General features: G+C 33.3%; 7 protein-coding genes. 1 reads left to right on the top strand and 6 read right to left on the bottom strand.

Translation table 11 applies throughout. From position 1 onward, the window contains the following. The first annotated feature begins 16 nt into the window (after nucleotides 1–16). Complete coding sequence (locus H574_RS0106600; protein WP_027879814.1) at nucleotides 17–694, top strand: Crp/Fnr family transcriptional regulator; 678 nt, start codon at nucleotides 17–19, stop codon at nucleotides 692–694. 86 nt (nucleotides 695–780) lie between these two features. On the opposite strand, the gene H574_RS0106595 is transcribed toward H574_RS0106600, so the two are convergent. From H574_RS0106595 to H574_RS0106570, 6 genes are read right to left on the bottom strand one after another with little or no spacing between them, the layout of a single operon-like run. Further along, nucleotides 781–1,542 (bottom strand): glycoside hydrolase family 16 protein, encoded by a 762-nt coding sequence (locus tag H574_RS0106595; RefSeq protein WP_027879813.1) that lies wholly within the window; start codon nucleotides 1,540–1,542, stop codon nucleotides 781–783. Continuing rightward, nucleotides 1,543–3,843, bottom strand: a complete 2,301-nt coding sequence (bglX, locus tag H574_RS0106590; protein WP_027879812.1) for a beta-glucosidase BglX — start codon at nucleotides 3,841–3,843, stop codon at nucleotides 1,543–1,545. A 3-nt stretch (nucleotides 3,844–3,846) separates the two neighbouring features. Beyond that, the gene (locus H574_RS0106585; protein WP_027879811.1) at nucleotides 3,847–5,511 is read right to left on the bottom strand and encodes a glycoside hydrolase family 16 protein; all 1,665 of its coding nucleotides are present in this window, start codon (nucleotides 5,509–5,511) and stop codon (nucleotides 3,847–3,849) included. Between the two features lie 11 nt (nucleotides 5,512–5,522). Further along, the gene (locus H574_RS14365; RefSeq protein ID WP_051169841.1) at nucleotides 5,523–7,574 is read right to left on the bottom strand and encodes a hypothetical protein; all 2,052 of its coding nucleotides are present in this window, start codon (nucleotides 7,572–7,574) and stop codon (nucleotides 5,523–5,525) included. A 17-nt stretch (nucleotides 7,575–7,591) separates the two neighbouring features. Continuing rightward, nucleotides 7,592–9,055 (bottom strand): RagB/SusD family nutrient uptake outer membrane protein, encoded by a 1,464-nt coding sequence (locus H574_RS0106575; protein ID WP_027879810.1) that lies wholly within the window; start codon nucleotides 9,053–9,055, stop codon nucleotides 7,592–7,594. Nucleotides 9,056–9,066: 11 nt separating this feature from the next. Beyond that, nucleotides 9,067–12,117: a SusC/RagA family TonB-linked outer membrane protein gene (locus tag H574_RS0106570; RefSeq protein WP_027879809.1), complete on the bottom strand. Its 3,051-nt coding sequence runs from the start codon at nucleotides 12,115–12,117 to the stop codon at nucleotides 9,067–9,069. Nucleotides 12,118–12,269 lie beyond the last annotated feature (152 nt).

Below are 12,269 nucleotides of genomic sequence, written 5' to 3'. Positions count from 1 at the left end.
CATTAGTCTTTTTGGTATGAGCAAATGTGAACAATGTATTGTTAGGCAATTTAATAGTTTAAAGGCCTTAACAAAAGAAGAGTTAATGCGTGTTTCTGCATGTAAAACAACTCAAATCGTTAAAAAAGGAGATAACATTTTTGAAGAAGGTGATTCTTTAAATGGTATTTACTGTATAAGAGATGGAGTTTGTAAATTAACTAAGTTAAGTGAAAATGGTAAAGATCAAGTTGTAAAACTTGCGCTAAAAGGCGGAATGATTGGTCAACGCTCTTTAATTAGTGGAGAACCATCAAACCTTACTGCAACTGCTGTAAATGATATGCAAGTTTGTTTTGTTCCTAAAAGTGAAATTATCCAAGATTTACAGAAAAACCCTGATTTTTCTATGGACGTATTAAAAAATATGGCCAAAGATTTAAAAAACTCTGATGATCAGCTTGTAGACATGGCACAAAAAACGGTAAAGCAACGTCTTGCTAATACGCTTGTTTACATTCATCAAAAATTTGGGAGTGATGAAAATGGTTTTTTGGCACTAACCTTATCTAGAGAAGATTATGCAAGTATTGTTGGTACTGCTACTGAAAGTGCTATTAGAATCTTATCTCAATTTAAAAAACAAGGATTAATTAGTACAAAAGGAAAGCAAATAAAAATTGAAGATGATACTGGTTTACTTAGAGTTGAATAAACAGTAAAAGAATTTTTAAATAAAAAAAGGTGCAAAAATATATTTGCACCTTTTTTATTATAGTTAGTTATTGAGGTAAATTTTAATTATTGATAAATCTTTATATAGTCTATAATAAATTGTTGAGGGAAAATTGAATCGTCCACATCTGGTCCACCAAAACTACCTCCAATAGCCATATTTAGAATAACAAAAAATGGTTTATTAAAAGGATAATTCTTTTCATTTTTTTCTTTTGGTGAAAAAGTATACACCAACTGATTGTCTATATAAAATTGAATAGCATCTTTGCTCCAATTTGTTTTATAGACATGAAAACCTTCTTCTATATTCTCTAAAGTTTCTACATTAGTATTTATAGATTGACCAAAGCTAGATGGTGTATGTAAGGTTGTATGGATCTGATGAGGTGTTTTACCAACATACTCCATTATGTCAATTTCGCCACAAGCAGGCCAACCTACTTCTTCAATATCTGATCCTAGCATCCAAATTGCTGGCCATAAACCATGTCCTAGAGGTAATTTTGCTTTTACTTCTACAGTACCGTATGTAAATTCTACTTTATCTTTAGTCGTTATTCTTCCAGAATAATATTTAGTTGAATCTTTTGTAGCTGTAATTACTAAATTACCATCTTTTATAGATACATTTTCTTTTGTGTAATATTGTCTTTCATTATTTCCCCAACCACAAAGGTTTGGACAACCATTACCTAACTCGTAATTCCAATGAGTTTCGTTAAGATTTTCAGTATTAAAGTCTTCAAAAAAAACAATATTTTCTTGCTCCTTTTTTTCACAAGAAAATATTGTTACTAGACTAATTATAATTAATAAATGTTTCATTTAAATTTTAAATTCTGATGATAATTTTGCTGAAGAATCTCCTCCAACAAATACTTTGAAATCTCCTTTTTCAACAATAAATTCACCTAAATTATCATAGAACCCAAGTTCATTTTCTGTTAAAGTAAAAGTTACAGTTTTTGTTTGATTTGGTTCTAATTCGATCATTTCAAAACCTTTTAACTCTCTTATAGGTCTTGTTACACTTGCAAATAAGTCTCTTATATACAATTGAGTTACTTCTTTTCCTTTGTAATTACCTGTATTGGTGATTTCAACAGAAACTTTAACCGTTTTATTTTCACTAAAAGTATTTTCTACTTTTAAATTGTCATATTTAAACGTCGTGTAACTTAAACCGAAACCAAATGGATATAGCGGTTGGTTGGTTTGATCTGAATAATGCGACCAAAATACCTCATCAGGTGCTGGCATGTTTGGTCTTCCTGTACTTTTATAATTATAATAAATAGGGACTTGATTGACGTTTTTAGGAAACGTCATTGGTAATTTACCACTTGGATTATAATCACCAAATAGGACTTGCGCTATTGCATTACCACTTTGACTACCTAATTGCCATACTTCTAAAATTGAAGGTATATTTTGATCTGCCCAATCTATTGCTAATGGTCTACCATTATGTAATACTAAAACTATGTTTTTATTTACTTTGTAAACAGCTTCTAAAAGTTGCTGTTGAACGCCTGGAAGACTAAGGTTTGCTCTACTTCTACCTTCACCAGATTGCATACCGTGTTCTCCTAAAACCATAATTACAACATCCGAAGATTTTGCTAAAGCTAAAGCTTCTGCAAAACCAGAAGTATCATCTTCATTAATTTTTACTTCTTTGGCAAATGATGTGTTTTCTATAATTACATCTGCGCCTTTAGCGTATGTAATTATATTACCTGTATAGTTTTTTAAACCTTCTAAAAGTGAAATAGCAGAACCTTCTTCTGCAGCTAATCTCCAGTTTCCTAAAGGACTTGTTTTATCGTCTGCTAATGCACCAATAACTGCTATTTTTTGACCTTCTTTTTTTAAAGGTAATAACTGATTTTGATTTTTTAAAAGAACTATAGATTTTTTTGCAACATCTAAAACGGTGTTATTAATAGCTTCGCTACCTATAATTTCTTTTTCTCTATCTTCATTACAATATTTATAAGGATCATCAAATAATCCTAATTCAAATTTAACTTTAAGAATACGTCTTACTGCATCGTCAATTAAGGCTTCATCTACCTCACCTTCTTTAACTAAAGCAGCTAAATGTTCTACGTATAAATACGATTCCATGTCCATATCAGAGCCAGCATTTGCAGCATATTTTGCAGCTTCTTTTCCGTCTTTAGCGTACCCATGTGCAATCATTTCTGCTATTGATCCCCAATCTGAAACTACAAATCCATCAAAATTCCATTTTTCTTTTAAGATGTCTCTTTGTAACATTTTGTTACCTGTTGCTGGAATTCCGTTTAACTCGTTAAAAGAATTCATAAATGTTCTAACTCCTGCATCTGAAGCTGCTTTAAAAGGAGGTAAAATAATATTATTTAAAGTTGAAGTACCTACATCTACAGTATTATAGTCTTTACCAGACTCTGCAAATCCATAACCTGCAAAATGTTTAGCACAAGCTGCTATGGTTAATGGTGATGATAAATCTTCTCCTTGGAAACCTTGTACTCTAGCTACCCCGATTTTTGAACCTAAAAACGGATCTTCTCCTGCGCCTTCCATAACACGTCCCCAACGTGCATCTCTAGATATATCTACCATTGGAGCAAACGTCCAATTAATACCTGATGCTGCAGCTTCTTTAGCGGCAACTTCAGCAGAGCTTTTTATAGCTTCTAAATCCCAGCTTGCTGCTTCTGCTAAAGGGATTGGACTTGTAGTTTTAAACCCATGAATAACATCAAAACCTATAATTAAAGGAATACCTAATCTAGATTCTTCAACTGCTATTTTTTGAACAGCTCTGACATCTTTAACGCCTTTTACGTTAATCATTGAACCTACATAACCTTTACGAAGATGCTCATATTTTATTTCGGCTTCTCCATCTGAAGGCGCAGGTCCTGTTACATCCCAAAACCCATTATATTGATTCATTTGGCCAATTTTTTCTTCTAAAGTCATTTTAGAAAGCAAAGCTTCAACCTTATCTTCAATAGAAAGAGATTTAGAGGTTTTAATATCGTTTACTGACTGGTTACTCTCGTTACTGTTTTTACAAGATGTAAAGAAAATAACACAAATCAATAGTGCGTTTAATATATTATATTTCATTTTCTATTCGTATACTCTTACATAATCAATTTCCATAGAGCTTTGTGTAAAGGCTGGATCAATATCGCCTCCAAAAGTTCCGCCCATAGCTACATTTAAAATCAAGAAGAAATCACTATTAAATGGCGAAGATCCTGTATTAGCATAGGTATGATACACTACATCATCTACAACAAATTTTATTGCTGTCGGAGACCATTCTACTGTATAATTATGAAACTCTGTACTAGCTGTGTCTACTGTAGTAGATCCTGTGTCTGCATTACCTGCAAAAGCTTCTGGATAATGTAAAGATCCGTGAATTGTATTTTGATCATTCCCTACATGTTCCATAATATCTATTTCTCCACAAGCTGGCCAAGCATTTGTATCATAATTAGCACCAAGCATCCAAATTGCAGGCCAAGTTCCGCCACCAGTTGGTAATTTTGCTCTTACTTCCACTCTTCCGTAAGTAAACTCATACAGATTTTCTGATTTAATTCTTGCAGATGTGTAACCAGAACCTGTATTAATTGCTGTTATTATTAAGTTTCCGTTAGAAACCTCAACATTTTCAGAGTTGTTTGTGTAAGATTGAGCTTCTTGATTTCCCCATCCATCTACACCAGTTCCTAAATCATAAGTCCATTTTGTTGGGTCTGGAGCACCATCTACATCAAATTCGTCTTGCCAAGCAAGTGTATTATAATCTGAAGTAAATCCTTGTGTTGGTTCTTGCGTTGTAAAGGTATGATACCATGCTAAATCTGGGTTTTGAGAATCTATACATCTAACTTTTAATAAAGACGATGTTAACTCGATAATTTCATAACTAGATGCCCCTACATAGTATCCCATAAAATTGCCGTTAGAAAAGTTCATTACTGTTCCTCTAGATGTAAAATCTGGGTCTGGTACAGTACTCCAATCTACAGAAGTTGGCGCAAGAGAAACTATACTTGTTCCTGATGTATCAAAGTCATAACAAAAGTCATAACCTGCACTTCCTCCAACAACAGACTCGTAAGCTCCATTAAAGTAAGTTTGTCCGTTGTTATTAAGTTGATATGTTAATTGATCGTTTGTATCTAAAGAAAAAACTAATTGGTCTTCATAAATACAACTACTTTCGTCAGAACCAGCTTTTTCAAAAGGTTGTGCTGCATACCATTGCGGATACCAATATCCTTCACCGATTGAGCCATTAGCAGGTCCAACTCCTAAATGAGCCGTTTCTGCTGCTGCCCAATACCATATTTTAGAACTACCAGCTCCTCCTGATAGTAATTGTTTAGCTTCTAAATCGTCAAAAGAACTAAATACATCAATAGTTATGGTTCCTGTTGTTGCGTTTCCTCCTCTTCCTATTGCACTTACAACAACGTTATAAGAATTTAAACCTACTAAACTAAATCGATGATTTGCTACTCCTGATGGAAAAACGCCATTTTGTCCGTCTCCAAATTCAAAATTATAGGTAATAGCATTATCTGCTGTTGCAGTTAATATTACCATACCACTTCCATCACCGTTAGGGTTATTTGCATCTACGCCAATAATTTCGGCACTAATTTGTAAATTAGTTGGTGCAGTTATTTCTCCAAATTCTGCATCATCTTCTTGACAACTAAAGGTGAAAAGTGATAACGCTAGAATGAATAATAGATTTATTTTTAGATTTTTCATCATAGTAATTTTTAAATTTTAACAAGCTTATATTGCCAGAAAACTCCAGCACCAGCTTCTACATAAACAGTCATTGTATTTGCATCAACAAATGTTACATTGTAAGTAATTGAAGTTGGCACAGCAACATTTGGCAATTCTCCTGCATTATTTGCTTTAGCTAAACCGATGTAAGCACCTGTACCGTTAACAGTCACGGTTCCTGCTGCGCTATCATAAGTGTAAGTTGCAGACGCAGAACCATCATAAGGAGCTACTGGTGTACCACAAGCATCGCTACCACCTTGCCAACCTTCAACCCAAGTGTCTGTTCCTAATACATTACTAAAACTTCCGTCAGAATTAAACACATATGTATCATCGTAATAACACGCTCTTTCTGTTACACAAGCATCATCACAATTCCACCAACTTGTATCTCCTACTGCTGGTCCAACTCCTAATGCGCCAGCTTCTTCTGCCATCTTCCAAGTTCCTTCAATTGGTGATGAAGTTGCTCCAACTCTTTCTAATTTATATTGCCAGAATACACCAGCGCCAGATTCTACATAAACACTAATTGTATTAGCGTCTAAAAACGTTACATTATAAGTTATTGAACTTGGTACTGCTACGTTTGGTAATTCTCCTGCATTATTAGCTTTAGCTAAACCTATATAGGCTCCTGTACCATTTAACGTTACTGTTCCTGCAGCACTATCGTATGTGTAAGTTGCAGAAGCTGACCCATCATATGGTGCTACTGGAGTACCACAAGCATCGCTTCCGCCTTGCCAGCCTTCAACCCAAGTTTGAGCACCTAAAACATTATTAAATGTTCCGTCTGGATTAAATACATAAGTATCATCATAATAACATGCACGATCTGTAACACAAGTAGCATCACAATTCCACCAGCTTGTATCTCCTACTGCTGGTCCTACACCTAATGCGCCTGCTTCTTCTACCATTTTCCAAGTTCCTTCTAATGTATTTTGAACTGTTGGTGCACGATAATAATATAAATTGTCTATAAATACAGTACCAGACCCTACAAATTTAAACTGATGGATATCGTTCATTGATAAGCCTTGAGAAGTAAAATCTGATATAGGAATATCAAAACTATTCCATTGGTCTGCTACTAAGTCTAAAGTTACTTGTTGCTCTCCTGTAGCGATACTTATAGGAAATACTTGAATATTTGGTGCATCAGTTGTCCATACATCAATATGTAAATATTCCATTGCTGAAGCATCAACAGTTTCTCCATATTGTATACCTTGATAATTTAAGTTACTATATTGAATAGTAGCATCTCCATTGATATCTAACTCATTAAAAGTTGTTGCTTGTCCCCAATTAGGATAATAATCTGTACCAGAAATGTCTGTGTAATATCCAGAATAAATTGAAATGACATCTGCATCTGCTCTTGCTGGTTGTGAAGGAGCTGCATTTAAGGGTTGAAGTATAGCTGTTACTTCAAATTCTTCCGTGTAAACAGTAGTTTCGATAGCAGCACTAAAAGCTGTTACTGTAATTGTATAAATACCTGCATCTGTGTACTGATAACTGTAAGGCTCTTCAAAATTAGTCATAATAGGATCACTACCATCACCAAAATTAACCTCGTAAGACAATGCAAAATCAGCGTTTGCATTAATGTTTACTTGCTTAGATATAGTCGCATCATTTTCTATAGTAACTACTAAATTTTGTGGTGCTTGAAAAGACACAACTACTTCTTGTGTTACGGATGTTGTTTTTCCGTTTAATCCTGTAGCGACAATAATAGCGTTATACACGCCTTCTTCATATGTATGCTGTGTACTTTCTCCTGGATTTAAATCTTCTGACAACTCAGAACCGTCACCATAGTTTACTTTAAAACTTACTACACCTTCTCCTAATGGTGTAATTGTTACCAAGCCTGTATTATCTTGTGTTACGGTTATTAATGCCGAAACATTTTTTGGTGCTTCTATTTGATTTACATAGTTTGTATCATCATCTTCATTAGCACATGTAAACACTAACAAAACAGCCAAAAAAGATGTAAGGATGTACTTAAAATTTTTCATTTTTCTAATTTTTTTAATTAATAACCTGGGTTTTGTTGCCAATTACCATTTGAAAATTGAATTTCTTCAATTGGTATTGGAAATAATTCATTTTTATTAGAAGTGAAACCTGGAATTTGGTTTCCTCTTCCTGTACGAACTAGATCAAAGAAATGATGTCCTTCTCCAACTAATTCTACACGTCTTTCATGATAAATTGCATCTGTTAGAGCTGTACCTGTTACTGTTACATTGTGAGATGTATCCCCAAAAGCACGTTCTCTGACTCTGTTTAAATATAATTGTGCTTTTGTATCGTCAATTCCGCTTCTATTAAAAGCTTCTGCAGCCATTAAAAGCACATCTGCAAAACGAATAGCTCTATAATTATTTGGGTTAGTAAGATTTTGATCACCAAGATTTGCATCTCCTTGTCTAGCAATATATTTTCTATTAAAATAACCTGTGTGTTCATATCCTGTACCGTAAGTTGCGCCAGTAGTATTTGCCCAAGCTTCGATATCTAAAATAGCCACATCTTTTCTTAAGTCTCCTGCTTCAAACTCGTCAACTACATCTTGTGTAGGCACATTAAAGCTAAAACCAGAATCAAACACTGGACCATCGTAGTTACGGATTCCGTTAAAACCAACAGCTACGTTACCTTCACTACATTGAAGACATCCAAATCCTGCTCCTTCTGCATCTGTATATTGAACTTCAAAAACAGATTCTATACCATTTTCTCCTGCATTTTCAAAAATTGTATTGTAATCATCAACCAAATCATAAGGACCAAATTGAATTAAATTATCTAACACATTAGCTGCATCTGAAAATTTATCTTGATACAAATAAGCTTTACCTAATAATGCTTGTGCTGCACCTTTAGTTACACGTCCTATTTGTGGTGCTGTATACTCTAAATTATTTATTGCATATTGTAAATCTGATTCTATTAAACCATATACATCTGACACTGGAGATCTTGGTATTGAAGTTTCGTCTCCTAGTTCAAATCTTGTTTCTTTTAAAGGCACTGGACCAAACCATTTTACTAACTCAAAATAATAATAAGCTCTTAAAAAACGAGTTTCGGCAATAATAACTTCTTTACCTTCAAAGTCTGTTTTATCTTGAAATTCTAAAATGTAATTTGCTCTATTAACACCTGCAAACATCCAATCCCAAATATTTTTTAAGTTACTATTAACAGGTGTATGTGTCATGTCATCTATTTGCTGAAAACCAATAACATCTGTAGCGCTTTCTCCGCCACAAAGTGTATTATTAGAAGCTATTTCTCCTAACATGACATTTACGTAGGTAGATTGTAATAAATCGTATGCGCCTACTAAAGCATTATAATAATCTGTTTCTGAATTAAAATAATTTTCTGATCCAATTGAGTAAACTGGCTCACGCTCTACAAAGTCATCTGAACAAGCAGCGAAGCCTACTAATACAGTAAAAGCGTAAAGTATATTTTTATAATTTTTCATAATTCTTTTTTTTAAAAGTTAAGATTTAAACCAAGAATGTAAGTTCTAGGTATAGGATAAAAACCGTAATCTATACCTCCGCCAATTGGTGCTCCGTTTGAAGCTCCTGGGTCATATCCTTTATATTTAGTAAATGTATAAAGATTATTTACAGCTGTGTAAAGTCTTATTTTAGTCATACCTAATTTGTCTAATACTTTGCTTGGTAAACTGTAACCTAATTGAATGTTTTGAATTCTAACAAAAGATGCATCTTCTACAAAATAATCTGAAAACACATTGTTACTAGTTGCTGCTGTAGTTACTCTTGGTACTGTATTACTTGTTCCTTCTCCTGTCCATCTATCTAACACATAATTAAGTCTATTAACATCAGATAAAGTTCTTTCGTAGTTTCTTACCATATCGTTTCCTATAGAAGCAAACGTGTACATTTTAAAATCGAAGTTTTTATAATCTAAACTTAAATTTAGTCCCATTGTTACGTCTGGTATTGGGTCTCCTAAGTTTGTCCTATCATCAAAATCAATTACTCCATCACCATTTACATCAACAAATCTAATATCTCCTGGAGCTGCTTCTGCACCTAAAGCAGATTGAGATGGATGCGCGTTTACTTCTGCTTGGTTTTGGAAAATTCCATTTGTTTGAAAACCATAAAAATATCCAATTGGTAAACCTACTTCCATTCTTGATGGTGCTGGTTGACCAACACCAAAAGCTCCACCTTCAAGATATCCTGTACTATTATTAACTTCTAATACAGTATTCTTTAATGTTGTTAAATTGTAATTTACATTAAATTTAAAATTGTCTGATAACTTATCACTATATCCTAATGCTAATTCAAAACCTCTGTTTTCTACTTCACCTGCATTAACCGTTGGTGATCCAGCACCTGGAGCTGCTATACCTGTTATACCTGAAGTTGCTATATTTTGAATTAACAGGTTATCTCTTTTGTTTATAAAATAGTCTGCTGTAACATTTAGTTTTTCTCCTAAAAATTTTAAATCTAATCCAATATCTAGTTTTTTAGCTTCTTCCCATTGTAAATCTGGATTAGACAAAACACCTATTGCTTGACCATTTACTAAAGATCCATCAAAAATATAAGTTGCTTCTCCTTCTAATAGACTTGTGTAACCGTTGTTTCCTATTTGGTCGTTTCCTAACACACCATAACTAGCTCTTAGCTTTAAAAAGTCTATAAAATTTGAGTTATTCATAAATTCTTCATCAGAAATTACCCAACCTGCAGTTACAGAAGGAAAATATGCTGTTCTGTTATTTGGTCCAAACTTTGTTGAAGAGTCTCTTCTAAGCATTGCTGAGAATAAATATTTACCCTTATAGTCGTACTGTAGCCTACCAAAGTAAGATAGTCTTCTTTCATCATAAGCATAAGAACCAACGTCTCTAACACCTTCATCGCTTGTTCCTTCAGCTAACGCTATATCAGCAAATGCCCAATCGTTGTTAGGTATATCAAATCCAGTTGCAAAAAGACCATTACCAAATTCTTTAAAGATAGTAGTCCCTAATGTTAATGTTACTTTATGGTTATCTGCAAAGACATCGTTATAGGTTCCAAAAATATCTAGTGAGTAGTTATTATCATTGATTGCATTTTGCGACACGCTACTTCTTTGTACATCAAAGACTTTACCTCCATAATCAATCTCTTTAGCAAAAGACTTTCCTTCGCTGTTACTTGTATTAAAACCAATTCTACTGGTTAACTTTACTTTTTTATGAATATCATAATCTAAAGATACTGTACCATTTAATTTTTTTAAATCATAATCATTAAATGTGTTATCTATTTGAGCTAATGGATTTATAATCTCGATACCTAAACCTGGTGTATTTGGTACTAGAGAAAAATCACCATTTGTTTGATATGGAGATAAAGTAGCAGGAGCATTAATTGCGTTGAATAATACAGACCCTAAACCGTTATCATTAATCGCATCTCTATCTAAGTAAGTATAAATAACATTAGCATTAACTTTAATTTTATCTGAAAGATCTGCACCTAAAGACAATCTTGCTGTATTACGTCTAAAGTCTGTTTTTTTAGGTCCAATAATACCTTGTTGGTATAAATGAGATCCACTAAAGGAGTATGTTATTTTTTCTGATCCTCCAGAAACATTAAAATCATGATTTATAATAGGAACAGCTTCATTAAAAACTTCTTCTTGCCAATCGGTTCCTGTACCTAATCCTGTTACATTTGGAAAAGGTATAGCCTGTCCGCCTGCAGCATAGCTTTCATTTAAAAGTAGAGCATATTCTGTAGCATTAAGTAATGGTAACTTTCTTGTGGTTTCTTGAAAACCAGTATATGAATTAATAGAAACTTTTGGAGCTGAGTTTTTTCTACCTTGTTTAGTTGTAATCAAAACTACTCCATTTGCTCCTATTGTACCGTAGATAGCAGCCTGAGCATCTTTTAAAACTGTAATAGTTTCAATATCATTTGGGTTTAAAATATCCAAATTTCCTTGGTAACCATCAATAATAACTAAAGGACCGTTTGCTCCGTTTGTAGAAATACCTCTAATTCTAATATCCAAACCTGCACCTGGTGCTCCACCTTGTTGGGTTACGTTAACACCAGAAACTGTACCTTGTAGTGCTTGTTCTACTTTAATAGGTTTAATTTCTTCTAAGACTTCAGAACCTACTGTTGATACTGCTCCTGTTACTTCACGTTTTTTAAGAGATCCGTATCCAATTACAACAACTTCTGATAGTGACTCAACATTTTCTGTTAAAGTTACATTTATAGCATTAGAATTATTAACAACAACTTCTTTAGTTTCAAATCCTATGTAAGAAAACACTAATGTCTCTCCTTTTTGGACATTACTAATTGTATAGTTACCATCAAAATCGGTAACTGTACCTTTTGTTGTGTTTTTTATAATAACACTAACTGTAGGAAGTGGTAATCCATCTTGTTGACTAGTCACAACTCCTGAAATGGTATACTCTTGGGCATAGATACTTATAGCAAAAATTGAGAGTAAAACCGATAAAAATATTTTTTTCATTTTTATTTAGTTTGAGCTTTTCTCAAAATTAATCGCTTTAATTAACAAATTCTTAATATTTAGCGCTACAAAAAACATACATCGCAAAAAAAACATCATAAAACACGTAAAAACACAGTGATTTATTGATGTTATAATGTTTTATATTTTTT

It is taken from the genome of Mesoflavibacter zeaxanthinifaciens DSM 18436 (genome assembly GCF_000422365.1).
In the GTDB taxonomy this organism is placed as follows: Bacteria; Bacteroidota; Bacteroidia; order Flavobacteriales; family Flavobacteriaceae; genus Mesoflavibacter; species Mesoflavibacter zeaxanthinifaciens.
The sequence above is the reverse complement of the archived record's forward strand: the minus strand, read 5'-3'. Positions and strand labels throughout refer to the sequence as shown.

What these genes read in the sequence shown, in the direction of transcription:
- bglX (WP_027879812.1), bottom strand. Translation starts at nt 3,843, where the DNA reads ATGAAATATAATATATTAAACGCACTATTGATTTGTGTTATTTTCTTT.
- H574_RS0106575 (WP_027879810.1), bottom strand. Translation starts at nt 9,055, where the DNA reads ATGAAAAATTATAAAAATATACTTTACGCTTTTACTGTATTAGTAGGC.
- H574_RS0106585 (WP_027879811.1), bottom strand. Translation starts at nt 5,511, where the DNA reads ATGAAAAATCTAAAAATAAATCTATTATTCATTCTAGCGTTATCACTT.
- H574_RS14365 (WP_051169841.1), bottom strand. Translation starts at nt 7,574, where the DNA reads ATGAAAAATTTTAAGTACATCCTTACATCTTTTTTGGCTGTTTTGTTA.
- H574_RS0106600 (WP_027879814.1), top strand. Translation starts at nt 17, where the DNA reads ATGAGCAAATGTGAACAATGTATTGTTAGGCAATTTAATAGTTTAAAG.
- H574_RS0106595 (WP_027879813.1), bottom strand. Translation starts at nt 1,542, where the DNA reads ATGAAACATTTATTAATTATAATTAGTCTAGTAACAATATTTTCTTGT.
- H574_RS0106570 (WP_027879809.1), bottom strand. Translation starts at nt 12,117, where the DNA reads ATGAAAAAAATATTTTTATCGGTTTTACTCTCAATTTTTGCTATAAGT.